The organism is Pistricoccus aurantiacus (genome assembly GCF_007954585.1).
GTDB lineage: Bacteria > Pseudomonadota > Gammaproteobacteria > Pseudomonadales > Halomonadaceae > Pistricoccus > Pistricoccus aurantiacus.
The window spans coordinates 1,492,534-1,519,255 of sequence record NZ_CP042382.1; the positions used below are offsets into that span (position 1 = coordinate 1,492,534).

Annotated in this window: 21 protein-coding genes; 5 read left to right on the top strand and 16 right to left on the bottom strand. The window is 61.1% G+C overall.

Translation table 11 applies throughout. From position 1 onward, the window contains the following. Positions 1-46: 46 nt before the first annotated feature. From FGL86_RS07200 to FGL86_RS07210, 3 genes are all read right to left on the bottom strand, one after another. A complete protein-coding gene (locus FGL86_RS07200) occupies positions 47-1,126 on the bottom strand; it encodes an ABC transporter ATP-binding protein (RefSeq protein ID WP_147183937.1) in 1,080 nt (359 codons plus the stop codon). Then, positions 1,123-2,730 carry an ABC transporter permease gene (locus tag FGL86_RS07205; protein ID WP_222433806.1) on the bottom strand — a complete coding sequence of 536 codons (1,608 nt, stop codon included), beginning with the start codon at positions 2,728-2,730 and terminating at the stop codon, positions 1,123-1,125. The genes FGL86_RS07200 and FGL86_RS07205 overlap by 4 nt, the downstream gene beginning before the upstream one ends. A gap of 101 nt (positions 2,731-2,831) precedes the next feature. Then, a complete protein-coding gene (locus FGL86_RS07210; protein WP_147183938.1) occupies positions 2,832-3,830 on the bottom strand; it encodes an iron ABC transporter substrate-binding protein in 999 nt (332 codons plus the stop codon). A 316-nt stretch (positions 3,831-4,146) separates the two neighbouring features. Between FGL86_RS07210 and FGL86_RS07215 the strand changes: the two genes are divergently transcribed. Genes FGL86_RS07215 through FGL86_RS07225 form a run of 3 tightly spaced genes read left to right on the top strand, consistent with a single transcriptional unit; the run spans position 4,147 to position 7,224 of the window. After that, positions 4,147-5,238: a TRAP transporter substrate-binding protein gene (locus FGL86_RS07215; RefSeq protein ID WP_147183939.1), complete on the top strand. Its 1,092-nt coding sequence runs from the start codon at positions 4,147-4,149 to the stop codon at positions 5,236-5,238. Beyond that, positions 5,238-5,873: a TRAP transporter small permease subunit gene (locus FGL86_RS07220; protein ID WP_147183940.1), complete on the top strand. Its 636-nt coding sequence runs from the start codon at positions 5,238-5,240 to the stop codon at positions 5,871-5,873. Before FGL86_RS07215 ends, FGL86_RS07220 begins: the two co-directional genes overlap by 1 nt. Next, the gene (locus tag FGL86_RS07225; protein ID WP_147183941.1) at positions 5,866-7,224 is read left to right on the top strand and encodes a TRAP transporter large permease; all 1,359 of its coding nucleotides are present in this window, start codon (positions 5,866-5,868) and stop codon (positions 7,222-7,224) included. The genes FGL86_RS07220 and FGL86_RS07225 overlap by 8 nt, the downstream gene beginning before the upstream one ends. Before the next feature lie 4 nt (positions 7,225-7,228). On the opposite strand, the gene FGL86_RS07230 is transcribed toward FGL86_RS07225, so the two are convergent. From FGL86_RS07230 to FGL86_RS07265, 8 genes are all read right to left on the bottom strand, one after another. Further along, positions 7,229-8,872 carry a carbohydrate porin gene (locus FGL86_RS07230; protein WP_147183942.1) on the bottom strand — a complete coding sequence of 548 codons (1,644 nt, stop codon included), beginning with the start codon at positions 8,870-8,872 and terminating at the stop codon, positions 7,229-7,231. Positions 8,873-9,186: 314 nt separating this feature from the next. Next, the gene (locus FGL86_RS07235; RefSeq protein ID WP_246131756.1) at positions 9,187-10,248 is read right to left on the bottom strand and encodes a LacI family DNA-binding transcriptional regulator; all 1,062 of its coding nucleotides are present in this window, start codon (positions 10,246-10,248) and stop codon (positions 9,187-9,189) included. Between the two features lie 46 nt (positions 10,249-10,294). Beyond that, positions 10,295-11,938, bottom strand: a complete 1,644-nt coding sequence (locus FGL86_RS07240) for an alpha-amylase family glycosyl hydrolase (protein ID WP_147183943.1) — start codon at positions 11,936-11,938, stop codon at positions 10,295-10,297. 47 nt (positions 11,939-11,985) lie between these two features. After that, positions 11,986-13,614: an alpha-glucosidase gene (locus tag FGL86_RS07245; protein WP_147183944.1), complete on the bottom strand. Its 1,629-nt coding sequence runs from the start codon at positions 13,612-13,614 to the stop codon at positions 11,986-11,988. Positions 13,615-13,909: 295 nt separating this feature from the next. Next, positions 13,910-15,334 (bottom strand): 4Fe-4S binding protein, encoded by a 1,425-nt coding sequence (locus FGL86_RS07250; protein ID WP_147183945.1) that lies wholly within the window; start codon positions 15,332-15,334, stop codon positions 13,910-13,912. Beyond that, the gene (locus FGL86_RS07255; RefSeq protein ID WP_147183946.1) at positions 15,334-16,194 is read right to left on the bottom strand and encodes an FTR1 family iron permease; all 861 of its coding nucleotides are present in this window, start codon (positions 16,192-16,194) and stop codon (positions 15,334-15,336) included. The genes FGL86_RS07250 and FGL86_RS07255 overlap by 1 nt, the downstream gene beginning before the upstream one ends. A gap of 14 nt (positions 16,195-16,208) precedes the next feature. Then, positions 16,209-16,559 carry a cupredoxin domain-containing protein gene (locus tag FGL86_RS07260; protein WP_186764491.1) on the bottom strand — a complete coding sequence of 117 codons (351 nt, stop codon included), beginning with the start codon at positions 16,557-16,559 and terminating at the stop codon, positions 16,209-16,211. 33 nt (positions 16,560-16,592) lie between these two features. Beyond that, positions 16,593-17,108, bottom strand: a complete 516-nt coding sequence (locus FGL86_RS07265) for an iron transporter (protein ID WP_147183947.1) — start codon at positions 17,106-17,108, stop codon at positions 16,593-16,595. Between the two features lie 117 nt (positions 17,109-17,225). Here FGL86_RS07265 and FGL86_RS07270 point away from each other — a divergent pair, with 117 nt between their 5' ends. After that, positions 17,226-19,400, top strand: coding sequence for a tRNA(Met) cytidine acetyltransferase TmcA (locus FGL86_RS07270; protein WP_147183948.1), 2,175 nt, complete (start codon positions 17,226-17,228; stop codon positions 19,398-19,400). A gap of 35 nt (positions 19,401-19,435) precedes the next feature. Here the strand turns inward: FGL86_RS07270 and FGL86_RS07275 are convergent, their stop codons facing one another. The 5 genes from FGL86_RS07275 to FGL86_RS07295 form a co-directional block, all read right to left on the bottom strand. After that, positions 19,436-20,038 carry a helix-turn-helix domain-containing protein gene (locus FGL86_RS07275; RefSeq protein ID WP_147183949.1) on the bottom strand — a complete coding sequence of 201 codons (603 nt, stop codon included), beginning with the start codon at positions 20,036-20,038 and terminating at the stop codon, positions 19,436-19,438. Positions 20,039-20,243: 205 nt separating this feature from the next. Next, positions 20,244-20,630, bottom strand: coding sequence for a nuclear transport factor 2 family protein (locus tag FGL86_RS07280; RefSeq protein ID WP_186764492.1), 387 nt, complete (start codon positions 20,628-20,630; stop codon positions 20,244-20,246). A 57-nt stretch (positions 20,631-20,687) separates the two neighbouring features. Then, positions 20,688-22,064: an NAD(P)/FAD-dependent oxidoreductase gene (locus FGL86_RS07285; protein ID WP_246131757.1), complete on the bottom strand. Its 1,377-nt coding sequence runs from the start codon at positions 22,062-22,064 to the stop codon at positions 20,688-20,690. Between the two features lie 71 nt (positions 22,065-22,135). Beyond that, positions 22,136-23,818, bottom strand: a complete 1,683-nt coding sequence (locus FGL86_RS07290; protein WP_147183951.1) for a BCCT family transporter — start codon at positions 23,816-23,818, stop codon at positions 22,136-22,138. 713 nt (positions 23,819-24,531) lie between these two features. Continuing rightward, the gene (locus tag FGL86_RS07295; protein WP_147183952.1) at positions 24,532-25,395 is read right to left on the bottom strand and encodes a LysR substrate-binding domain-containing protein; all 864 of its coding nucleotides are present in this window, start codon (positions 25,393-25,395) and stop codon (positions 24,532-24,534) included. Positions 25,396-25,509: 114 nt separating this feature from the next. Between FGL86_RS07295 and FGL86_RS07300 the strand changes: the two genes are divergently transcribed. Next, the gene (locus tag FGL86_RS07300) at positions 25,510-26,685 is read left to right on the top strand and encodes a TauD/TfdA family dioxygenase (protein ID WP_147183953.1); all 1,176 of its coding nucleotides are present in this window, start codon (positions 25,510-25,512) and stop codon (positions 26,683-26,685) included. Positions 26,686-26,722 lie beyond the last annotated feature (37 nt).

The following is a 26,722-nucleotide window of genomic DNA, read 5'->3' on the forward strand; positions in this document are numbered from 1 at the left end:
AGTCGAGGCGTTGCGGAATGGGCGAGGGAAGAGCTTATTTCTTCACCTATTCTTGTAGCACCGTGGCGGTGCGCTGGGGTTCCAGATGAACCCGCTCGCCGATTCGCCATTGAATATGACTAGGCGTGATGGCGCAGAACCGCTGGCCCTGCTGCTCCAGGAGATAAAAGCAGTCGTGACCGCGAAATTCCCGTTCGACGATAGTGGCGCTACAGCAGTTGCAGCTGACGCTGGAAAGAGTGAGATGCTCCGGGCGCAGGGAAACCCGTACCGCACCGCGGGCAGGAGGGGTAATCGCGATCGGGCCCAGCGCGGTCTGGGCGATCTCCCCTTGGGCCTCGCCTTCGAGCAGGTTGGTATGGCCAAGGAATTCCGCGACGAAGGCGTTGGCCGGCTGTTGATAGACCTGTTCCGGCGCCCCGACTTGAACCAGGCGTCCACCGTGCATGACGCCGATTCGGTCGGCGAAGGAAAGCGCCTCCGCCTGATCGTGAGTCACCAGAATCACCGAGGTGCCGGCGGCCTTGAGCATTTGACGCACTTCCTTGCGGGTGGTTTCTCTGAGCGCCGCATCCAGGTTGGAGAAGGGTTCGTCCAGCAAAATCAGACGTGGCTCCGCCGCCAGAGTACGGGCCAGGGCGACCCGCTGCTGCTGGCCGCCGGAAAGCTCATCCGGCATACGCGAGGCGAGATCGGCGAGTCCCACCAGATCCAGCCATTCTCGTGCCTTGGCCGCACGCTCGGCCTTGGGGCGATGCGGCATGGCGAAGGCGACGTTCTGGGCCAGGTTCATATGCGGGAAAAGCGCGTAATCCTGAAACACGATACCGATATGGCGCTGCTGGGGAGAAAGCGCATTGATACGCCGGCCGTCCAGGTAGATATCTCCCGCTTCCGGCTGTTCGAAACCGGCGATCATGCGCAGGGTGGTGGTCTTGCCGCAGCCGCTGGGGCCGAGCAGTGCCAGGATCTCGCCGTTGCCTAGTTCGAAGCCGACGTGATCGACCACCAGCGAACTATTGCGGCGATAGCGTTTGCACAGCCCGCTGATGCGCAGCAGCGGATTCGCGGCGCGTCGAACCGATGTGGTAAAGACGCTTGGAGACGTGAGATCGAGGGCGATCATCGTTTACCCTCCTTGGTTAGCAGGAGTCCTACGGAAAGGCTGGAAAACACCACGATGGCCGCGGCAAAAGGCGCCGCTTCCGCCAGCATGCCTTCTGTGGTGCGGGTGAAGACGGTGACCGCCAAGGTGGTATAGCCGGTGGGGGCGAGCAGGAAGGTAATGGGAAGCTCCTTCATGCACAGCACGAAGACCAGCACGATGCCTGCCAGGATGCCACGGCGCAGTCGAGGCAGGATCACCCACAGGAAGGTGCTGACGGGACCGTGACCCAAGGAGTGAGCTGCCTCCTCCATGCTGGGCCGGGTCTGCAGCAGGACGTTGCGGATCGGTCCTACCGCCAGGGCCAGCGCCGCCATGGCCCAGGTGACGATCAGCATGCCAAGGCTCTGGTAAAGAAAAGGCGCGGCGGTGAGCGTGAAGAACACCATTGCCAAGGCCAGCGTCAATGGCGGCAGGGCATAACCGATATAGGCGGAGCGTTCAACCAGGGTAGCGGCGGTGGAGCGGTAGCGCACCGCGAGATAGGCCACCGGCAGGGCGAAACCCGCAGCCAGCAGGGCGGCGGGCAGTGCCGCGCCCGCGGAGCGCAGAAAGGTCGCCGGCACCTCCAGAAAGAAATCGATCGCCGGCGGCGACAGCAGCAGCCAGTAGACCAGGATCATTGTCGGCAGACCGATCGAGGCAGTGAATATCGTGGCCAGGAATAGCCAGGCCGGCAGCTGCCATTTACCCAGCTTCATCAGGCGCGCTGGTCGCACCACGCCGGTACCCACCCGAGCCAGACGGCGCTTGATCACCAGTCCGTCGAGCATCACGAAGCTGAGGGCCACCGCCAGCAGCATCAGTGATAGCCAGGCGGCGTAGATACGATCGAAGGCGCCGGCGTACTGGGTAAAGATGGCATAGCTGAAGGCTTCGTAGCGCATCAGGGCGACGGCGCCGAAATCCCCCAGCACGTAAAGGCCGATCACCAGCCAGCCCGCCATTAGCGAAGGTGCCAGGTGGGGCAGTAGGATCTTCAGGAAGATATCCCGCTCCCGATAGCCGAAGCTCCGGGCGCTTTCCTCCAGGTTGCCGTCGAGCCCCGTCAGGGTGGCGCGCAGATTGAGGAAGAGATAAGGAAAGGTATACAGGGACAGCGCCAGCATGGCGCCCAGATAGCCGTCGATGCGCGGCAGCTGGAAGCCGGTCAGCTGGGCCAGCACGCCGTAGTTGCCTCCCAGGCCGATCAGCGCGTAGGCCATCACATAGCCCGGCACCGCCAGGGGGATTACTCCGAGGAGGGTCAGCGCTTTCTTGAAGCGGATATCCGTCTTGACCACCAACCAGGCCAGCGGCAGGGCGATCAGCGTCGTGGTGGCGATCACCCCCAAGGCCAGCGCCAGGGTATTGATCAGCAGGTCGAGATTACGCCAGCGCAGTATCAGGTCGTGCAGGGTTTGCGGGTCCGCCTCGAAAGCCCGCAGAATCAGATAGCAAAGCGGCACCAGCATGGCGCCGGCGGCGATCAGCGAGGGCAGCAGAATGTACCAGGGAATTCGCCGATCCGGCAGCCAGAGGGGGCGAGGAGGGGTTCTCGCAGTGGGTGTGGCGTATTCCGTCATGGTTCCTCGGCTATGTTGTGAGCAAGCTCGCCGTCAACGCGTGAAGCCAAGGCGAGACATCGCCTTGGCTTTTCGGAGCCCGCACTAAGGACCGGCGGCCGTTAAAGCAGCTCCGCCTGGCGCAGCAGATCCAGCGTGCCCTTTAGATCGTCGAGGTTGTCCAGGGCAACATCCGGGCTGACCTCCATCAGATGATCGATGCTTTCCAGCTCGTCGTTCTGCTGCACGTTCTCGATCACCGGATATTCGTAGACGTTGTTCGTGAAGTACTGCTGGGCTTCCGGCGACAGCAGGTAGCGCACGAATTCGACGGCATTCTGCTTGTCGTCGCTGCTCTCGAGCACGCCGACCCCGGCTACGTTGACCAGATTGCCGATATCGCCTTGTTCGAAGAAGGTCTGCTCCACCGGAAAGTCGCTGTCCTCCTCCAGAAAGCGCAGCAAATAATAATTGTTTACCAGACCGAAGTCGATTTCCCCGTCCGCGATGCCCTGGACCTGAGAACTGTTGTTGGAGAACACCACCGCCTCGTTGTCGCGCATGTTCTCGAGCCATTCCAGGGTGCGCTCATCGCCATGTTCCAGACGCATGGCGGTGACGAAGGACTGGAAGGAGCCGTTGGTTGGCGCCCAGCCCACGCGGCCTTCGTATTGATCCTGGGTCAGATCGAAGACGCTCTTCGGCATCTCGTCCTCGCTCACTCGCTCCGGAGAATAGGCCAGCACTCGAGCCCGGCCGGTGGCGGCGACCCAGTTGCCGGTCTCGCTCTTGAACATGGCCGGCAGGTCCTGATAGACGTCTTGGGGCAGCTCCGCCAGCAGTCCCGCCTTGCTGACCGCCCCCATGGCGCCCGCATCTTGACCCCAGAACACATCCGCCGGTGAGTTCTGGCCTTCCTCCTGCAGCAGTACCGCCAGTTGAGCGGTGTCACCGTAACGAACCTCCACGTCAAGTCCTGACTGTTCCTCGAACTTCTCGATGATCGGCTCGACCATGGACTCGCCGCGTCCGGAGTAAAGCGTCAGGTCCGCGGCAAAGGCTAGAGGCGTGGCGGCCAGGGTGGAAAGCAGAGCTGCCGATACGAAAAAGGGGTGGCACATGCTAAGAATCCTTCTTTGGTTTCAATGGCGATACGAGACTGCTGCGCAAGGGCAAATTGAACCGGCCCTAGTCATTGCAAGATAACAAAATCAGACGCAGTTTCAAATGGTAATGATACGCAAACATGATATTGATCAAATACTGACGATTCTTCCTTGGCCAACGCAAGATCCTGGAGGTCGATTCAGTCAAGAGAAATAAAAAATTGAAAAATCAAACGTTCGTACGGTTGCCGCTGTGCGAATTGCACTGAATGATAGAGGGGTAGTGAAAAGCAAGGCCCGGATGCACAACAACAAGTTCCAGGAGACTTTCATGTCATCACCTATCGTTACCCGGCGGCTGCTGATTGCCAGCATCGCCGCCGCCACGAGTACCGCAGTTGCGTTGCCTGCCCTGGCGGAAGGGCCCAAGCGTCTCGACGTAGCCAGCACCTTCTCGACCCAGAACTTTCTCGGCGCCGGCGCGGTGCATCTTTCCGAGGAGCTGGAAACCGCCACCGGCGGCGCGGTCAGCCTGCGGGTGCATGAGCCCGGCGACCTGGTGCCGCCTTTCGAGGTGTTCAACTCGGTCTCCTCCGGCGCCATTCAGGCCGGTTGGGACTGGATGGGCTACTGGGCGGGCACCGTACCGATCACAAACCTTTACGGCGCGCTGCCATTTGGTCCCACCCCGGAAGCCTTCATGTCCTGGATGTGGGCGGACGAGGGCACCGAGCTGATCCAGCAGGCCTACGATCCTTACGGGGTCAAGGTGCTGCCGTGTTTTATCTCGCCTCAGGAAACCGGCGGCTGGTATAACCAGGAAATCAATTCTCCGAAAGACTTCGACGGCCTGTCCGTGAGGATTTCCGGACTGGGGGCCAAGGTGCTCAATAAGCTCGGCGCCTCCACCCAGCTGGTACCGGGTAACGAGATCTATCTGGCCCTGGAGCGCGGTCGGGTGGATGCCACGGAGTTCTCCGTGCCCCAGGTGGATGCGGCCATGGGCTTCGACGAAGTGGCGGAGTACTACTACTTCCCGGGTTGGCATCAAAGCGCCAGCTGGTTCTCGCTGCTGATCAATCAGCAGGTCTGGGATGAATACAGCGACGAGCGCAAGGCCCAGTTCGAGACCGCCTGTCGCGCCACCCTGCAATGGGCCATGGCGGAGGCGCCGGCGGAGCAGATGCGTACCGTCAAGCGTCTGGAAGAGAAGGGCGTCAAGGTCAAGCGCTTCCCGGATGAAGTGCTCACCGCCCTGCAGGATGCCTGGGTCGAGGTGCGCGAGGAGGAAATGCAGAGCAACCCGGACTTCGCCAAGGCCTACAAGTCACTGATGGCTCATACCCAGCTGATCACCGAGTGGTATGAGCTCCAGGCGCTGCCGGAACCCAAGAAGGTTGAAACCACTGAAGGAGATAGCTGATGTCCCGCGCCTCACTTTCGCCCTGGCGAGAGCGTGGCGCGACGGTATGCACCGCCCTGGCCCGACCCTTGGTCGGGCTAGGGGTCTGGGTGGGTCATGTCACCAGTTGGCTGGTGCTGCTGGTGATGGTGATGGTGCTTACCACCGTGACGCTCAACGCCCTGGGAATCAATGAGATCGTTCGCTGGAACGACAAGATAGTGCTGTTCGGCAATGCCCTGACCATCAATAGCGTGACCGAATTGCAGTGGCATCTGTTCGGTATTCTTACCTTGTTTGGCGGCACCTACGCCCTGCATTACGATACCCACGTGCGGGTGGATCTGGTCTATCAGAATCTCTCCCCTCAAGGCCGGGCCTGGGTGGATATCCTCGGCCACCTGATCCTGTTGATTCCCTTCTGCCTGCTGGTCGCCTGGCTGACCCAGCATTTCGTGTCCATGTCCTACGTTTCCGGTGAAAAATCCAACTACGGCGGTCTGACCGACCGCTATCTGATCAAGGCAATGCTGCCTATCGGGCTGGCGTTCCTGGCTCTGGGCGCCCTGGGACAGATTTTCGACAAGTTGGCGATCATTTTCGATCCGCGTCGGGGCGACGCTAAAGAACCCTCGGAGGAGACAGCGCATGGCTGAATTTTTGAGTGAATACGCGCTGGCCCTGGCGATGATCGTTTCGTTGCTGGTAGGTATCTTCACCGGCTATCCGGTGGCGTTTCTGCTGGGCGGGCTGGGCATCCTGTTCGCCTTCATCGGCGATATTCCTCTGCCTTTTCTGGGCACCGTGGGCTCGCGGATCTTCGGTGGGGTGATCGAAAACTGGCTATTGATCGCGATTCCGCTCTTCGTGTTCATGGGCCTGATGCTGGAACGCTCCGGCGTGGCTCAGCGCCTATTGCTGACCCTGCAACGACTATTCGGCCGCATTCATGGCGGCCTGGCGGTATCCGTGGCGATTCTGGGTATAGTAATGGCTGCCAGCACCGGCATCATCGGCGCCTCCGTGGTGATGCTGGGGCTTCTGGCGCTTCCCGTCATGCTGAAACAGGGCTATCGGGAAGAAATGGCCTGCGGGGTCATCGCCGCCTCCGGCACACTGGGCATCCTGATTCCGCCCTCCATCATGCTGGTGCTGATGGGCTCGATCCTGCAGGTTTCCGTGGGGGCGCTGTTCAAGGCGGCGCTGCTTCCGGGGCTGCTGCTTGGCGCGCTCTATATCGCCTATCTCTTGATCACCGCTTGGATCAAGCCGGAGTGGGCGCCGTTGGCGGACCCGGACTCCGTGGACACGGACACCACGCCGCTGCCCATCGCCCTGCTGCGGGATCTGCTCGGTCCTTTCCTGCTGATTTTCGCGGTGCTGGGTTCGATCATGGCGGGGATCGCTACCCCCACCGAAGCCGCCGCCATCGGCGCCCTGGGCAGTCTGCTGCTGGCCCTTGCCACTCGCAGCCTGGACTACAGGACCCTGCGGGACGCGACTCGGGAAACCTCGCGCACCTCGGCGATGATCCTGTTCATCGTGATCGGCGCCACCTGTTTTTCCGTGGTGTTCAAGCGATTGGGCGGCGACTACATGATCGAGGACCTGATCACCGGCACCGGCCTCGGGCCTTACGGCCTGCTGCTGCTGATCATGGGGCTTATCTTCGTGCTCGGCTTCTTTCTCGAATGGATCGAGATCAGCTACGTGGTGCTGCCCTTGGTAGCGCCGGTGGTGGAGATGCTGGATTTCGGCCTGGGACTTTCCAGCCAGGGTATCCTGGTGTGGTTCGCGATCCTGGTGGCGATCAATCTGCAGACCAGCTTTCTCACGCCGCCCTTCGGCTATGCGCTGTTCTACCTCAAGGGCATCACCGAAGGTCAGGTCAGTATCGGCACTATCTACCGCTCGATACTGCCTTTCGTGGTGCTGCAGCTGGTCGGTCTGGCGCTTTGCCTGCTGTTCCCGGCGCTGGTGCTGTGGCTGCCGGGCTTGATCTCTTGAGGCGCTAGAACCAGATCTCCATCTGCGTACCAAAGCTCCACTGTCCGCCGGTGAAGCCTTCGGTGCCAAAGGAGTCGTCGTCGCTGTAGGCGTTGAGCTCGTCATCCCAGTCGGAGTAGGAGGCAAAGACACGGACCTCCGGGCGCGCCCAGAATCCGTCCACCAAGGGCTTGAAGGTTGGTGCAACGGTGAGCTTGCTGTAACCACCGCTCACCGAACTGCGCTCCCGGTAGTCCTTGGGATCGAGGTCCATGTACTGATAGCTCGCTTCGTACTGCATCTCGAAATTTTCGGTCAGTTCGTTGGCCAGACGAAAGTTGACGGTGGCCCATTGGTAGTCGTCGCCGTCGACATAGCGGTCGCTGCTGGTCTCGGCAAGAATCATCGGCGCCACTCGCCATCCGGGTGCGAGATAGGTAGTGCCATACACCGCGATTCGCGTTGCCTTGGCGTCGTCGGTCAGGTTGCCGTCGGCGCCGATGTTCTTGACCTCCGCCCCCAGGCCCTGGCCATGCAGTATCGCACCCTTGAAGGTGCCTTCGCCGAGGCCGAAAAAAGTGTCGCCGTGGTAGACCAGCATGGTGTGAAATCCGTCGTCGGCGCCCTTTTCGCCGCGATTGGTCACCGTCGTTTCCTCGGTCACGACCATGTCGCCGGTGTCCGGGTCCGTCGTCACCACCTGGCGGCTATCGGTTCTGACGTCGTTGAAGCGGTCGTCGTTATCCGCGGCGGACAGGCCGCTGATCATCCATTGCCAGTTGCCGACGTAGTTGTTGGCGGTCAGGGTCAGGTTGTCGGTATCGCCATCGATGGCGGTCTCGTCGGTAACGATGTCGAAATCGCTGTAGCTGCGTCCGTAGAGGGAGAAGTTGGCTTTCCACTGATCCGTGAGTTGAACATCGTAGATGCCGCCACCGGTGCCGGCGAGAAAGATGAAGTCGCTATCGAGCCAGTGAATATCGAAGTTGTCCCGATCGAAGCGTTTGCCGGCCCAGATCGAGGCGTTCTCGAAGGGACCGGTGAAGCTTGGCAGCTTGCTGAGCTCCACATAGGCCTGGCGCAGGTTCAGATTCGACTCCTCCGCGGTCCAGTCGTTGCTGGTGGTCACCGAGTCCGCCAGCATGATGCTGTAAAGGGATCTGGCGCCGTTGTCGAAGCGCTGCCTGTAGTTGAAGATGGCCTCAACATAGGTGTCCGGCTCGTTGCCAAGGCGCCCCACCGCGCCACCGAGCGGGCCCGCTGGGGAGAGGTAGGGGCCGCCGGGAACGCTCTTGCCGTTTTCACCGATCAACAGGCCCGAACGGGCATAGGCTTCATAGGAAAAGCCTTCTTTCCCTTCCGCATGACGAACCGCCTTGGCGAGGCGTTCGTCGGTCGGCTCTTCCAAGGCGCTTTCCGGCGCGGAGACCGGTTCCTCTTCCTCCGTCGTCCGCCTGGCCGGCGCCTGGCGCTGGGCAATTTGATTCTCGGCGCGAATGGCTCGCTGTTCGGCCTGCTCGGCGCGTCTCTCGGCGGCGGCGACTCGTGCCTCGAGGGCGGCCAGACGCTCTTCGAGACTCGCATCCTGGGCCAGGGCCGGATCGACAGCAGGGAATGCCGCGAGTGCAACGGTCATCGCCAAGGGAGCCTTGAGTGTGACTGCGTTCATGTGGTTGTCCTCTTGAGCTTTTGTCGCGTCGCGTTTGCCGATCGATGGTTGTTACTTCAGCAAGGCTTAATCGTTTAAGCTAAGATTCAAGAATACTTGGTGAGCAGGTATCTACTCGGCAGGGCTGTCTGGATCATTGTCGATATGTTGAAGTTAGTCGATCACGTTGTGCGAATACAAAATGTTTCGTGAGACTTTCCAACTAATGTCTAGCCCTTGAGTTTCTTCGCTCCGCCACGCCGTTCAAGTTGATCACTTTCAGGCAGAAAAGCGGTTTACAGAGAGCGGCTTACATAAGGCGCCAGACACAGGACCTAGGCTGATGGCGGGCAGGTCGCGCCCAGGATCAGCTCGGTTTCCAGCCATGTCGTGGTCATGGGTTCCTTGCCCAGAATCATCGATGCCGCGAGACGCCCCTTGGCGAGGCTATCCTGACGCACGGTGGTCAGGCGCGGCGCGCGATACTGGCCTTCGGCAATGCCATCAAAACCGGTGATGCACAAATCGTCGGGAACGCGCAGGCCGCGCTGCTCCGCCAGGGTCAGCGCCGTCAGGGCGATACGATCGGACATGCACAGCAGCAGAGTCGGACGTTGCCCCTCAGGCAGGTCGAGAATCTCCTCGATCACCGGCATGCAGACCGCAAAGGTGTTTTCCTCGATGTTCCACATCGGCACGCTGGCCGGGTCGATAGCGTATCTCTCGAAGGCGCGTTGGAAGCCTTGGAGGCGACAATGGGTGATCGTCTGAGAGGCAGCCAACAGCTCCTGCTCGGCGCTAATGCGTCCATTGCAGGGATGCTTGGTGAGTCGCAGGCTGATCACCGCCGGTCGTTGCGGTAAATGGGCGAGGGCATGACAGGCAATCGCGTAGCTTGCCTGCTCGTTATTCACGTGCACCGTGGGACAGCCTTCGAGATCGTAATCGATTGCCACGAAAGGGCGCCGGGAAGGCAGGTCGGCGAGCATCTTCCGGTTGGGCAGCAGGCCATAGATGATGAAGCCATCCGCCATGCTTGCGGAATCGGGAATGCGGTTGGCGTGCTGACGCCCGGAGACCAGTAACAGTGTGCGGCCATGGGCATCGAGTACTTCGGCGATACCCGACAGCAGCTCGCTGGCCACGGCATCGTTCAGGCTATAGGTAAGACTTTCGGCGAGCACGACAGCGACGATGCGCGAGCGACCGGTGCGCAGGCTGCGTGCCGTGGCGTCCGGGCCGCTGTAACCCAGGGTCTTGGCTTCCCGCAGGATGCGATCACGCAGCGCCGTCGACAGCTGGTCGGGACGATTGAAGGCGTTGGACACCGTCGCGGTAGAGATATCAAGCCGTGTGGCCAGCTCTTTCAGCGTGATACGACGGGACGGTGGCGGCACGGAGGTTTCTCATTGCAAGCAGCGCGAGGCAGGTGGCGTCATTCTATCAGCTAAGCACTAGCCAGGCAGCCTTGCCCGGCGCGAGCAGCAGGGTATCGTCTGTACGCTGCGCGGCGATGGGCTCGGGCAAGTGTAATGGATGCCAATCCTGTACCTCCTCGACCAGCGCGGCGGGCTCAATGCAGTGCGCCTGCTCCCGGCCTAGATTGGCCAGGCACAACAGGCGACGCTCCCCCAGCGTGCGCAGGAGGGCGAAAACGTTTTCGGGCAATGTATCCGGCGGCAACAGGTGCTGCTCGCCGCGGCGCAAGGTCTCCTCGGCGGTACGTAAATGCAACAGCTGACGAACCTGCGTCAGCAGACTGTACGGATCATTTTCCTGGGCCTCGACCGTCAGTCGAGGATGGCGGGGATCGATCGGCAGCCAGAGCGGCTCGGAAGATGCGCTGAAGCCGCTGTTGACCCCGGCATCCCAGGGCATGGGGGTACGGCTGCCGTCGCGGCCCTTGATCTCGGGCCAGAGATTGATGCCGAAGGGGTCCCGAAGATCCTCGAAGGCAAGTTCCGCTTCCGGCAGTCCCAGTTCTTCGCCCTGATAAAACCCCAGACTGCCCCGCAGGGAGCAAAGGAGGGTCAAGGCCAGCAGGGCGCGAGGCTCGCTCCAGCGACTGGCGCTTCTGACCACGTCGTGATTGGACAGCGACCAGCAGGGCCAGGTGTTGTCGCCGAGTTCGTCAAAGCGAGCCAGCACCTGGTAGAGCTGCTCGGCATCGCCCTCGGAGCCGAGTAGATCAAAGGTGTAGGCCATGTGCAGGCGCGTATTCCCGGCGGTGTAGGCGGCCATGGTGGCCAGCTGGTTGTCCCCGGCGATCTCGCCGATGCTGGTCGTGCCCGGATATTCATCGAGCAGGTCGCGGATACGCTCGAGAAACGTCAGGTTTTCCGGCTGCTCGATGTTGTGCTGCTGACATTGATAGCTTTGCGGGTTGGCGGGATTGACACGATCCGGCGCAGCAGGCGGATTGTCGATCAAGGTTCGATCGTGGAAATAGTAGTTGACCACGTCGAAGCGAAAACCGTCGACCCCAAGCTCCAGCCAGAAGCGCAGGTTGTCGAGCTGGGCGCGCTGAACCTGCGGATTGTGAAAGTTGAGGTCCGGCTGGCTGGGCAGGAAGTTGTGCAGATAGTACTGGCGGCGTCTCGAATCGAAGGTCCAGGCGCGACCGCCGAAGGCGGCCATCCAGTTGTTGGGCGCATTGCCGTCGGGCTTGGGGTCCGCCCAGACGTACCAGTCCGCCTTGGCGTTGTGGCGATTCTGGCGGCTTTCCTGAAACCAGGGATGCAGGTCCGAGCTGTGGGACAGGACCTGATCGATGATCACCCGCAAGCCCAGCTCATGGGCCCGGACGATCAGCGCACAGAAGTCGTCGAGGGTGCCGAACATGGGGTCGACGTTGCGATAGTCCGCCACGTCGTAACCAAAGTCCTTCATCGGTGAGGTGAAAAAGGGCGACAGCCATATCGCATCGACCCCCAGGCTGGCCACGTAATCGAGACGCATGGTGATGCCGGGCAAATCGCCTATGCCATCCCCATTGGCATCCATGAAGCTGCGCGGGTAGATCTGATAGATCGCGGCGCCGCGCCACCACTCCAGATCCTCGCCGCTCCGCAATTGAGATAGCGTCATGCAAGCACCTCCGGGCAGGTATCGATCAGATCGACACCTGGCAATCGTCATTTCAGGTTGAAGAAGCACGCTTGATAAGGTGGCAGGCGTAGTTCACTGCCTCGCAGTTCGGCACCGAAGTCGGGGTTGTCGAGCTGTTTGTCGACGTTCATCGGTAGCGGCGTCGATTGAGGCTCGCCGGTCAGGTTGAAAACGCATAGCAGACGCTCTTTCCCATTCTTTCCGTCAGCCTGGCGGACAAAGCCCAGTAGCCGTTCGTCCACATCGAGCAGTTCGATATCGCCGTCCACCAAGGCCGGATGCGCGGCGCGAAAGCGCAGCAGGCGCCGTACCGTGTTGAGAACGGAATGGGTATCCTGCTGCTGGCGACTGATCGCCAGAGCCAGATGGCGCGAATCCATCGGCAACCAGGGGCCTACCTGGGAAAAGCCGCCGTGCTCGATGTCGTCCCAGGGCATCGGCGTACGCGAGCCGTCCCGGCCTTTGAATTCCGGCCACAGCACTTTGCCGTAGGGATCCTGAATATGCTCGAAGGGCACGTCGGATTCCGGCAGTCCCAGCTCCTCACCCTGATAGAGACAGACGCTGCCGCGCAGGGAGAACAGCATCGCCAGCGCCACCTTGGGATAGGCAAAGGGGTCCTGGTCGATGCCCCAGCGGGAGGCGCTGCGCATAACATCGTGATTGGACAGCGCCCAGCAGGGCCAGGCGTCCCCGGCGACCCGTTCGAAGCGGCTGATGACTTCGCGAATATAGCTCGCCGAGTTCGGCGCGTTGAGCAGATCGAAGGTATAGGCCATGTGCAGCTTGTCGCCGCCGGCCATGTATTCCGCCATGCGCTCCAGCGGATTGTCGTCGCCGATCTCGCCCACCGTGGTGGTGCCGGGGAATTCATCCATCAGCGCGCGCAGCTCTCGTAGGAAGCCGATGTTTTCCGGTCGGCTGATATCGTACAGGTGGCGCTGCCAGGTGTAGGGGTTGCTGTCCGGGGCGCCCAGGGTCTTGCTCTCGTGGGGCGCCACCGGCGGATTGTCGCGTAGCTCGAGATCGTGAAAGTAGAAGTTGACCGTGTCCAGGCGAAAGCCATCGACGCCGAGCTCCAGCCAGAAGCGCATGTTGTCGAGCTGGGCGGTGCGCACCTCGGGATTATGGAAATTGAGATCCGGCTGGCTGGTCAGGAAACTGTGCAGGTAATACTGGCGACGACGGGAATCGAAGGTCCAGGCCGGTCCACCGAAGATCGACAGCCAGTTGTTGGGTGGGGTGCCGTCGGGCTTGGGGTCCGCCCACACATACCAGTCCGTCTTGTCGTTGTGACGATTCTGACGGCTTTCCTTGAACCAGGGATGCTCATTCGAGCTGTGGTTCACGACCTGGTCGATGATGATCTTGAGTCCTAACTCGTGAGCCCGGCTCAACAGCGCCTTGAAATCCTCGAGGGTGCCGAACATCGGATCGACGTCGCGATAGTCGCTGACGTCGTAGCCGAAATCCAGCATCGGCGAGGTGAAGAAGGGCGACAGCCAGATACCGTCCACCCCGAGGCTTGCTACATAATCGAGACGATGGATGATGCCTCGCAGATCACCGATTCCATCGTCGTTCGCATCCATGAAGCTACGCGGATAGATCTGATAAATGACGCCGCCGCGCCACCAGGTCAGACTGTCTTGCATCGATGATTCCTTGGGTTGATGGAGCACGACCCTGTGCGAAAACGCAGCGTCCATTGCGAGTGCTCACGCATCGTTCAACCTTTCACGGCGCCCCTCATCAAGAGAGGAAATACGCGAGTCAGCGTCATCCAGGGAGTGGACCAGTGCATGATCGCCGACTCTTCCAGTTTCAATAACGCGATGACCAAATCGGAAACTTAATCGTTTAAGGCATTATTAACGTAGTACCAGCGATTGGCAGCAGCAATATAGACTTTGGATGTAAATTCACCACGGAGCCGTGCGAAAAAACGGGCTACCAGCCCCAGAACATCAGCCACCAGGCCAGCAGCACCACGCCGATGGCCAGGACCACGCCACCCAAGGCGAGCAGCCGTCGTAGCCCCATCGCATATTGACCGAGAATCTTCCAGCCCAGGCTCAGACACCAGGCGCTGGTGGCAATCAGCAGCGCCGCCCGAGCGTCGTTGACCCATAGCATGCGCAGGCCGTCGCCGCGCAGCAGCGTCACCGTGATGGTGGAAAGCCCGAGAAACACCCCCAGGCCGCCCAGGGGAAGCAGTGCGTAGGAGAGGTGCCACAGTCGCGCCCAAGACCAGGCGCCGAGAATCCGGTTGGCCAGGGCCAGAGCCAGGCTCAAGAGCGTGGCCATCACCAGGCCGGTGGCGAAGATATAGCCGATCAGTAGAGCGCCGTCGAGCAGGTTGAAGACGTCGTTCTGGGCCGGATAGTTGGTAAGAATCCACCAGGGGGCGGTGGTTTCCAGCGGCCATAGCCAGCCGTGATTGACCAGCCAGACGGCGCTCAATTGCTTGAGCTGGACGAACCAGGGGCTCGCGGTCCAGTGAAAGGCGCCGATGGCGATGCCCAGCAGCCCGAAGATCAGCAGGGCGAATTCCCAGGCGCTGGCGGGACGATCCCGACTCGGCGTGATCAGCTCGCTGCCCGGCTTGCGTGCCTGAAGCTGAATGGCGTCCTTGTAGCCGCTGCAGCGGGAGCACATGTGGCAGTCGCTGGTGCTGTCGAGCTGCTTGAGAGGAATCAGCGGCGCGCAGTCCGGCGCGGCGTGACGTACCGCCTCGCCCTGGCGGGCGCGACGATTGAAGTCTTCCCAGGCGGCCTTGTCCGTGTGGTAGTGCAACGGTGCGAGCTTGGCGAGCAGGGCGAAGACGCCGTTGACCGGGCACAGATGCCGGCACCAGACTCGTTTGCCCTTGCCGTAGACGAGCCCCACCGCCACTGCCGCCACGGTGGAGCCACCGAGTACCACCAGCGCCCCGGTGGGATACTGATAGACGCTGGCCATCTGACCGTACAGGGTGGTGCCGAGAAACGCCACGAAAGGCCAGCCCTTCCAGCGCATCCAGCGAGGAATGGGACGCCCCAGACCGACCCGGCTGGCGGCTTCGGAAAGCGATCCTTCCGGGCAGAACACGCCGCACCACAGCCGCCCGAACAGCACCATGCTGACCAGCACGAAAGGCCACCAAATCCCCCAGAACACGAAGGCGGCGAATACCGTCAGGTTGGAAAGAATGTGCGCCTGGTGGCCCGGCAGGGGCAGCCAGGCCGGTACCAGCAGCAGGACAGCGTAAAATCCCACCACTGTCCACTGGATGATCTGAATCGCCTTGCGATGGTGCTGCAGTCCGTGGCCCAGAGCCGCGAGCCTTGGATAGCGTGGGGCATGCTTCAATGTGGCGGTCTGGCAGGCGCCCATCAGGTCGGCTCCACGCTCACTCGGTGAGAGGTATGCCGGGAGGGGGCACGATGATTCTGCCAGCTCAGCAGCCCCAGTACGACGATCCAGTAGACCGCGTAGCCGACGACCACGGCGAACGGCGGCCAGGCGCGGTAGCCGGCGAAGGAGGCCAGAATGCCGCCGAGTCCGCTGCCGTCATCCAGCCAGGCGCTGGTATCCCACAGCGGGTCCGGGCCAGCGGGCAATACGCCGAGTCCGATCAGCCGTTCGAGGCCGGAGACGAAAAGCGAGGCGGCAAGCAACAGCAGCAGAATTTCCGTGATGCGAAAGAATAGCTTCCAGGAAAAGACTCGGGTGCCAAGCTGAAGTACCCAGAAGGTGATCAGAGCCAGTCCGAAGCCAATAGCGGCCGACAGCACGAAACCCGTGATGCCGCCGGCCTGCAGCTGCGCCATGCCCATACCATAGAGAAAGACGATGGTTTCGGAGCCTTCCCGGGCCACGGCGATGGCCACCAGCAGGGCGATGCCCCAGTAGCGAGAATCCGCTACCGATTCCGCCAGGCCCTGTTGCATGTCCGCTTTCAAGGTGCGCCCGTGAGCGCGCATCCACACCACCATCTGCAGGATCAGCGCACAGGCGATCAGCACCATGGCGGCCTGGAAGACCTCCTGGGCCTGACCCTGCAGGAAGCTGCCGGCGCTCATCAGTCCCACGCCCATCAGCCCGGCGAGCACCAGTCCGCCCAGCACGCCGAGCCACAGATAGCGCAGTCCGACCCGTGCCTCGGATTGTTTCAACCAGGCGTAGGCAATGCCCACAACCAGGATTGCCTCGACGCTCTCGCGCCAGACGATGAAGAGAACCTGTTCGTTCATGTGCGGCTCCTGGATCACTCGGCGATAACGAGGCCTTGGGCGCCCGGTAGATGAAACTCGTCGAAGAAGTCGTATTCCCCGGGCTTCAGCGGGTGGATGACCACGAAGGATTCGACCCCCGGACCCATCACCTTTTCCTGACGCAGGGAACGGCTTTCGAATTCCACCGGGGTGTTGCCGGTATTGTGCAGATTGATCTTGAAACGCTCCCCGGCCTTGACATGGAGTTCACGGGGTTTCAGTTCGCCGTTGTGCAGCTCCAGGTCGTAGGCCGGCAGACTGCCGGCCCAAGCCTGGGTCACCGCGGCGAACATCATCAGAAGCAATCCATACAGCGCTATCTTGCCGATCGGTACTGTCTTCATATCTGTACTGTCTTCATAAAGGGCTGAGAAGGATCAATAACCGCCTTTCTTGCCGGTCCCGGCGTAGACGAAGTCGTAGTCCACCTCGAAGGTGTCGTACCATTCCGGCACGCCGGTTTCCTTGTCGATATGACGCTGCAGCTGCGGCGCTTTGACGGTATAGGTCAAGTGGTACTTGCCCGGACCGTCGAGCTTGACGTTGGCGCCGTAGTGAGTGCCATCGTTGGCCATCATCGGCATAAAGCTCCCGGTTATAGGTTCCTCGCTGCCTTCTTTCGTCAGGCGGTAATCGATATCGAGATAAGGAATCCAGGCGCCGGGCGCAAAGCCGTTGGGGTTGTCCTCCAAGGCGTGAATGTCAGCTTCCAGATGGATATCCGCCTGATCCGCGGGCAGCTCGCCGGAGGGTTCCATGGTCACCGGCTGTAGATAAACCGCGGCGATCTCCATGCCGTTTTCCAGCTTCGGCTCGCCGATAGGATACTCGAGGGCCAAGGCCTGGCCGGCGATGGCGACAAGAGGAAAGGCGGCTAATGCCAGACGTTTCATGGAAGCTCCTTGCAGATGTGAACGGAGAGCAAGTATGAACCTGAATAAGAGTCAGTCTCAATACCGTTATTATTTCTGCGACCATCCGTCGCAGGCTGATTAAAGCTATCGTCGCCAATGATCGAAAACCAATCCCTGAGCGCGGGGCTTGCGGCACTGAAGGCCCAGCTGAATGCAAGGCGTCATCGCGCCCTGCTATGGCTAAGCGGCTCGGAGGCTCTGTGCCGTAGTCGCGGGTTGGCGCTATGGGAAGCGACGACCTGGGCCGCGCCGCTGTGGATAGGCGTTCAAGCGCCGTCTTCGATCGCGGCCTTGCCCGCCGCCAAGGCGCGCACCCGACTGGGGCAGGAGCACGCGCTGATCGTTTTCGATGCGGTCTCCCAAGGCGCCGGCTTCGACCCGGATGCCTTCGGCGCGCTGTCCGGTACCGTCAAGGCCGGCGGCCTGCTGGTACTGCTGACCCCGGAACGCTGGCGGTACGGGACTTGCACGCCGGATGCGGATTATGCCCGCCTGGCCCACTGGCCCTGGCAGCCGGAGCAATTGAGCGCGCATTATCTCCTGCGTCTGGGTCGGCGGCTGCAAGATATGGCCGGGGTTTGCCACTGGCCGGCGGAGCAGGCGTTGCCCGGCGTTCCTGTTTTTCGGGAACCCACCGAGGGGACAGACGCAAGCCCGCCGCAGGGGTCGAACTGCCTGAGCCAGGATCAGGCCCGAGCGGTGGAGCGGCTGGTCAAGCTGCGTCGGCGCCGTCCCTTGGTGCTGAGCGCGGATCGCGGTCGCGGCAAGACCGCCGCCCTGGGAATTGCCGCGGCTCAAAGACTCGATAAGGAGCGGGAACTATGGGTCACCGCACCCCGAGCCGCCGCGGTGGCACCGCTGTTCGAGCGCCTGGCGGCGTTACTGCCGGACGGCGAACGAACCGATAATCGTTTCACGCAGGATAATCGGCGGGTGCGCTTCCTCGCTCCGGACGCGGTACTGGAGGCTCTCGATGAGGCACCTGACAATGGGGCGCCACCGACCCTGTTCGTCGACGAGGCGGCGGCGATTCCCGCCGCGCTGCTGGGGCGCTGGCTGGACGCTTTCCCGCGTATCGCCTTCGCTACCACGGTACACGGCTACGAAGGCACAGGTCGCGGCTTCCAGCTGCGTTTTCGCGAGCGGCTCGACCGCCGGACCCCGGACTGGCGCGCCCTGCATCTCGACCAGCCGATTCGCTGGGGCTCCGGCGATCCTCTGGAAGCCGCCACTCGCGATCTCCTGCTGCTGGACGCGGAACCCGCGGATGGACAAGCCGTCAGCGAGGCGCTGAACCAGCACGAGCTGCGCCTGATCTGGCTGGATCCTGCCGTTCTGGCAACCCGGGAACCGGCGCTTGGTGAGCTGTTCGGCCTGCTGGTGCAGGCTCACTATCGCACCACGCCGGCGGATCTGCGCCAGCTTCTCGACGGGCCGGATATCCGCCTGCTGGCCGCCTATTTCGGAGACACGCTGGTCGGCGTCTGCCAGCTGCAGCGAGAGGGCGGTTTCCCCGAGGAACTTGCCAGCGCCATCTGGCTCGGCAAGCGCCGACCCCGTGGCCACCTGCTGGCCCAGTCCCTGGCCGCCCACGGCGGCTGGCAACACGCCGCGAAGACAAGCTGGTGGCGGATAGTGCGTATTGCGGTACATCCGGCAGCCAGGCGGCGCGGTATCGGCCAACGCTTGATGCAGGAAGCGGGAACGCAGGCGCTTGATCAAGGTATCGAGCGCCTGGGGGTGAGTTTCGGCGCGGATAAGGGGCTGCTCGCCTTCTGGCGGCGGTTAGGGTTCGTCAGTCTTCGAATCGGTCTGACCCGGGAAGCCGCCAGCGGCGAACACTCGATCATGATGGGCAAGCCGTTGACCCCAGCCAGTCAGGCAATAGTCGAGAGCATGGCAGGCGACTTTCAGCAGTTGCTGCCGAGCCTGCTGGGTCATGAGCTGGCGCGCTTGGAGCCGGATATCGCCGCGGCGCTGTTGCAAGAAGGCCCGGCGCCGGTCATCGATAGCCAGGACATGGCAAAGATCGAATGGTTTGCCATGGGCGGCGGGGAACTGGCCCTGGTGCGCCCTTGGCTGGCTCGGGCCTGGCTTTCCTGGCTTAGACGTGGGCCATGGAAGGCCGACGTCACTCCGGCGCTTTTCGCCTTGGCAAAACCCTTGTTTCAGGCAACCCTGAGTGCAGGAAACTCCAAAAAGGAAAATCTGGCATGCTGGCGACGGCTGGCGAAAAAATTGCATGAAGAGCTGGCGAAACAAACGCCATGATGCGTGGTTGCCAAGCCGACTGATTTCACGAAAAATCAATACTCCCCGCCGCTCATCACCCAGACGATGCGTGTTTCGGTCTCGCCCGGGTTGCGAATCCAGTGCGGCTCGTCGCCGGTCAGGGAGAAGCTGTCGCCGGCCTCGAGCAGAAAGGTCTGGTCTCCAATGGTGAGTTCCAGCGTACCGGCTTCGATGTAACCGGCTTCCTCGCCTTTACGTTGCCTGGGGGTTTCGCCACCGCTGCCACCGGGCTCCAGGCGGGTCATGATAAGCAACAGCTGACCGCTGAGCCTCGGCGACAGCAGTTCCTCCTGTGCGCCGATACCGGAAAACGCCATGGTACGACGATGATTGGCGCGTACGATGTATTGGCTTTCCTCATTCGTGGCCGTCTCATCGGGATGAAAGAACCAGCTGGTCCGTACGCCCAAGACCTTGCTGATCGATTGCAGAACACCGATGGGTAACGACGAGACCCCGCGTTCCACCTGGCTGAGATAGCCCACGGACTTGTTGATCTTCTTGGCTAACGTTGCCAACGTAATTCGCTGCGCCTTTCGCAAGTCGCGGATCTGACGACCGATGTGTAGATCGTCGAGCGTAAGGTCTTGATCGTTTTCGATTTTTTCATCCAACATGGTGCGGGCCTGGTTTTCAAGCTGTTGCTTGGAAGCTTAACAAGGAACACCCGCCATGAAAAACTTATTTGTTTTTTCATTCTTGCGGCATTCTGACATTGCGTGGCAAGCCTGAAAAATCTCAGACGCGGGTCATTCTCATCCCTCTGTGACGGCGATCAAATAAAACAGGATGGCCTATTTGATCGCCGGATTGATAGTCGCGCTAGGCGGGGTCAAAGGGCGGACGCTGCTTGCGGAATGCCTGTTTGCCCACGATCTTGCCATCGCGGAACGTGAATAGATCCACACCGTCCGCATGAACACGCTTGCCGTCGGGTCGGGTCGCAACGAAGGTCGATTCCGAGACGATACGATCCTCCGCGACGTAATGCTTGCCGTTCAGCCATTGGACATCGGGCATCGTGCCCCAGGTGTTCTCGAACTGCTCGCTGACAGCTTGTTTTCCCTCGATGCGAGTACCGTACGTCTCGGGGCCGGAGACGGTCTCGAACACGATGTCATCGTGGAAGTAAGCCATCACCGCGTCGATATCATGGCGGTTGAACGCATCGAACAGCGCCTGCATGTCGTCATGGGTCATTCCATTCATTGCTTTTTTCCTCACATTAATGTTTAACATTTGTCACCTTCCACGTATGGGAAACCCTCAGCGCACGCTATCCAACAGCTGGAAATACTTGTACAGCGCCCGCTGCCCCAGCCGGCGAATCGGTCTCAACGGATGGCTGGGCAACGGCGAGCTGAAGATGGGAAGATCGGACTCGGCAATGGTCCCACCGGCGATCAAGGCCGCCAGCTTTTTCGAGGCATAGGCCGAGAACGACACGCCATTTCCGCTGTAACCTTGGGCATAGAACACCTGCTGCTTCGAGTCCGGCTGCACGATGCGAGGCATCATGTCGTGGGAAATATCCATCCAGCCGTGAGAGAACCAGGGCGTTTCAATGCCTTCAAGGGCGGGAAACTTGCGCGCGATGGCTTCTTGCACGGTGCGTAGGTGCTTGGGGTTCTGGGCGTCCGCCCCGCTGATGGCGCTGCGGGTACCGATCTGCAGGCGTTTCTCGGGCAGATAGCGGTAATAGTGACGCAGCTTGCGGGTATCAGTGACGATCATCGTCGAGCGGAAGCCGCAGGCCTCGATCTCGTCGTCCGTCAGGGTGCGCGTCCACACCGAATTGGCCATGATCGGCATGTTTCGGTAGGCGGTGAGCTTGTGCAGGTTCGGGCTGGTATAGCCGGCGGTGGCGATACCCACGGTACGCGTGCGGACGACCCCTCCCGGGGTGCGCAGATAATGCACGCCGCCTTCGGTCGTCCAGCTCTGAACCGGGCTGGCGGTGTGTATCTTGGCACCTAGCTTGCGCGCCACCCGGGCATAGCCATAGGCCAGTTTCAGCGGCTGCACGGGGATACCCACCGGCTCGAGCAGGGCGCCGTGACACTCCTGATCGCCGATGTATTCATCGAGAACCGTGTTGCGATCTAGCAGGCGGGTCTTGTAATCCAGCACGCTGTTACACAGATCGGACTCGCTCTTCAGCCCTTCGAACGCCTGCTTGCTATGGGCGATAAGCAGATTGCCCTGGTGCTGCGGATCACAGTCGATTGCCGGGTCTTCGGCCATGGCCTTGAAGACCTCGAAGCCTTCCAGGCTGTTGGCGTGCAGGCGGCGGGCGGTATCGGCGCCCCACTTCTTCACCCACTGACTACGGCTAAGGCGCCCCCAGGCCAGGTGGCCTTGGCCGCCGTTGCGACTGGTACAGCCCCAGCCGATCTGGTTGGCTTCCAGGACGGTGGCCTTGATGCCGTATTCGCGGGCAAGAAATAGCGCGGTGGCAAGGCCGGTGAACCCCGCGCCGATCAGCACGACATCCGCTTCCATATTGGCGTTTACCGGGCCGTCGTTTTCCGGCGGTTCACCGGCATGATAGCGCCAGTAGGTCGGTGCGTAATCCATTCCCGTTCCGGGAGAAGTGTCACGCAGTGGATCATAGTGCGGGTAATACGGCTGAGGTGTAGCCATGGGGTTCATCTCCCTTGTTCATTGCTGAATGATTTAACTGACTTTTGCTGATTAACCAGGCCAATCAATATCTATTTCTGGGGTTTATCGGGTGCGTCTACCGGTTTTACATAGGAGGGATTGACCGGCTTTATATGAGAGGCAAGTCCTCTGGCAAAAAGCCCGATCGCATCATTTCTCATGCCCCCACTTTTTGCGGATTTGAGCATCCGATAAACCGAGACCATGTAAGCGATTCCCACGAAGAAGAACGGGGTCCCCACCACAATCGCCAGGCTTCTTATCGCATCGAATCCGCCCGCAAGCTGAAACACGATGCCGGTAAACCCGATCACCACGCCCCAGAGAAGGCGCATGGAAACCTTGGGGTTTTCCACGCCGTTGGAGACCTGCATGGCGGCAAAAAAGGAGGCAGAATCCGAGGTGGTGACCGCGAAGACGACGATATTGAAGAGAACGATCAGGCTAAGCCACCAGCCGCCGTCCATGCTGTCGAGGAGCATGTAAATGCCGGATTCCGGCTTTTGCTGAACGCTTTCCCACAGGGGGGCGATGCCGTTGACCTCGACATAACCGGCGGATCCGCCCCAGATGCTGAACCAGCCAATGGCGAGCAGCATGGGCACCAGGATGACGCCGACGATGAATTCCCGCAGGGTCCGGCCCCTGGAGATGCGCGCGATGAAACCGCCGCAGAAGGGGATGTAGGAGATGTACCACAGCCAGTAGAAAACCACCCACCAGCCGAGCCATTCCCGCTGCTCGAAGTTGCCTGCGTCACTCCAGAACTGCAGTGCAAAGACCTGGCCGAAGTAGTCGCCGATCTGCTGGGTGGCAAGGTTCAGTAGGTACTGCGCTGGCGCGTGTCCAAAGAAGAGCAGCGCGAAGAGGATGACACCGGCCATGACCATGTTGGCCTGACTTAAGAACTTGATGCCGCGCTCCACCCCGGTGGCGGCGGAGATCACGTAGGCGACGATTACCACCATCATGACCAAGGCCTGGCCCAGGGCGCCAAGCTCGAGCCCGAACAGCTGATTGAGGCCATAGCTGATGGACGACACACCAAGGCCGATCATGGTGGCGTTGCCGCCGATGGTGCCGATGATGCCCAGGCCGTTGGCCACACGGCCCCAGATGCTGCTGTTGCAGCGCTCGCCGAGGATGCCGTACAAGCCGGTTGCCACGGTAAGCGGAAGACCCAGCCGGTAGGCGGGAAAGGCGATGGCCCAGGCGGCGATGGCAAACACCGCCCAGCCGTGCATGCCCCAGTCGAGCAGGGTGAGCTGGACCGCCTTGGCCACCCCGGCGGCTTCGCCGGTGGCCCCCATGTCGATGACGTGGGAAGATTCGTACAGATGGGTCAGCGGCTCGGCGACGCTGAAGAAGACGAATCCGATGCCGAAACCGCAGCTGAACAGCATCGATATCCAGGCACCATAGGAGAATTCCGGCACCTCATCGTCGGCGCCCAGTTTCAAGTCTCCGAAGGGGCTGATGACGAGATACAGGCAGAAAAGCAGTGTCCCGCCCACACCCAGCAGAAAGGCCCAACCGAAATTGAAGATCAAAAAGTCTCGAATGCCTGACAGCGTCGCTCCGGTGGCCTCGGGAAGCAACAAGGCGCAGGCCATGATCGAGGCGTAGATCGTGAGTACCGGCCAGAACAGGGTGTGATCGTATTCACCAAATAACCGGGTAGTGAGACCATCGCGACGATAGCGTCCGGCGCTATGCCCTAACGTTTTTTTCATGAAGTTTTCCTCCGATAAAGGCACCTGATTTCATAGGTCATCAGCCAACGGCAACAGAATGTCAGGCATGGGCAAAGCGCTCGGCACGTCCATAAGGAAGCGTGTTGCCTAAACCTTTATCGTGTTGTCGCCGAGTGGCTTACCGCACTGGGGAAACCTGACGCTTGCATGACGTTAAAAGCGCCCGTTCCTCAGCGGTTCTCGTCGATTGGGCGACGAGTGACTAGGTGACCCGTGAAGAGTTGGCGAAATAGTCGGAGGCGTTACGCGATGCCGCGATGGAATCGTCGGCATAGACGTGGTTGGCGGTTATCGACAGGGTGTCGGCGTGATGCATGGTCATTGTCCTCGATACGAATCTTTGTGTTTGTTGTTGGCAATGACGGATAGTCATGAAGGGATTCAAAATTCTATCCGCTAAAATGAATTTAGCAGGTAAGAATTATATTTCAATGAAAAAATAGTATTTTTTTTCACTTTAGGTGGGTTTTCAGAATCGCTTTGATGGATCGATACGTCCTGTTCCCCCTATTCAATGAATGGCTAAAAGTAATAAAGACTTTAAAAACAATATTTTATCCCACCATCATCCACGGCGGCCATGAGCCTTGCTGCTGGTTTCACTGATATGATGAAGTGGCTTATCCGTAGGCATTGACTGAAACGGGACGAAACGGTGAATCCGCGAACAACTCAGCTTTCATGTTGGCCTGTCAGCAATGCTCAACCAGCCAATCCCATAACCGGCTTGCCTCCTGATGCGGTTGCCCCCGCTTGGGGCGTACCAGCCAGAAGCTCTCGTCGCTTGCCACCGCCAGATCCAGCGGCGCTACCAGGTCGTCACGCTGTTCGAGCAGACGATGATGACTGAGCGCGATGCCGCCATTGCGGGCGGCCAGCGCCAGCGTCATCATCTGGCTATCGCAGCTCAGCGCCGCGCAACACGACTCGAAACCCGGCAAACCGATCCGCTCCCACCAGGTCGGCCAACCCACGGCGAACCCCGGCGCGTGCAGTAGTGTCTGCCCGGCCATGTCCTCGGGTTTGTGGATCGTCTCCGCCAGGGCCGGGGCGCAAACCGGCAGCATGGTTTCCTCGCCCAGGGATACCGCTTCCACCCCGTCCCAGTCGCCGTGACCATAGCGAATCTCCAGATCCGCCCCTTCGGGGCCGAAATCGCCGGGCCAGATGGCACTGATCAGCCGCAGGGAAATGGCCGGATAAGCGTGTTGAAACCCCGGCAGCCGCAGCGCCAGCCAGTTCTGCTGAATCATCGGGGTGGCCCGCAGGGTTACCAGCGCCTCCGTCACGCCACCGAAGACTTCCCGGGTACCCTCGTCGAGGCGCGCGAAGGCCTCCTGCAGGCTCGGCAACCAGGCCTGTCCCGCCGGGGTCAGGCTGAGGCTGCGCGGATGGCGTACGAACAGCTTCTGCCCCAGGCGATCCTCGAGCAGACGAATACGCTGGCTGATTGCCGCCTGGGATACACCCAGCTCGAGACCCGCCGCGGTAAAACTCAGGGTGCGGGCCGCGGACTCAAAGGCCTGCATCCATAGGAGTGGGGGCAAGGAGAACATGCCAAAGCTCGCTATAAGCTGAATGGGGTCATAGCCGTCAGATTAATCGTTTGTCACTGGTTCAGCTAACCCTCACCCTGTTGGCGTCATCCATCATTTATCGCGGAGGCGACCATGACCATTCCCCCTACCCTCGAGACGCCGCGCCCCTCACTGGACATGGGCGACTTCACCCGACATGACGAGGCGCCGGGACTGGTCGATGCCACCGCCGGCGACCACCGCATCGCCTTGACCTGGGCGGATCGGCGCCAGGCCGAGTTTCCCCTGATATGGCTGCGGGATCACTGCCCCTGCCCGGCATGCCGTCACCCGCTGACCCATGAGCGGCTTCATGTGCCCTTGGAGGAGCCCGACGAGATCGCCGCGCTACACCTGGAAGCGGGCAACCTGGGCCTCGCCTGGGCCGATGGCCACATCAGCCGCTTCGATGCGGGCTGGCTGTACCGGCGGATTCCAGGACAGTCCTTCGAAGACAGCGTACCGGCGCGCCGGCCCTGGGCGGAGGATTTTCGTCCCGCGCACATTGCCCATGCGGATTTCGTCGCCGGGGCGCAGGGCGAGTGCGCCTGGTTGACCGCCCTGCTGCGCGACGGCCTGGTGCTGCTCGACAATGGCCCCCTGGCGGACGAGGAAGTCCGCCGACTCGCCGAACATATCGGCCCGCTACGCGCCACCAACTTCGGCGCCCGCTTCGACGTACGCTCCAAGCCCAATCCCAACAATGCCGCCTACACAGCGATCGGCCTGGCGCTGCACACCGACCTGCCCAACTGGCGCGAGCCGCCGGACATCCAGCTGCTCTACTGCCTGGAGAACGACGCCCTGGGCGGCGAATCGATCTTCACCGACGGCTTCGCCGCCGCCGAGGTGCTGCGCCAAACCGCGCCAGAGGCGTTTCGCCTCCTCAGCGAGACGCCCATCGACTTTCGCTTCCAGGACGAGGAACAGGATATCCTCTGGCGCGCGCCCATTCTGAGCCTCGATGACGTGGGTAATGTCCTCGAAGTACGGCTCAACAACTGGATACGCGATAGCTTACGCCTGCCCCTCGAGGAAATGGATGGTTGGTACCGTGCCTACCGGACGTTCTGGCGACTGGTGCAGGCGCCGGAACGTCGGTTCGAGCTGGCGCTGTCGCCGGGCCAGATGGTCGCCTTCGACAACCGCCGGGTGCTGCACGGCCGCCACGCCTTCGATCCCGAAAGCGGTCGCCGCCATCTGCAGGGCACCTACCTGGATCTCGATATGTGCGAGTCGCGCCTGCGGGTGCTGGCGCGCAAGATTTGATAAAAAGAGGCTGATTGACGATCCTTCGCCAGGCGAC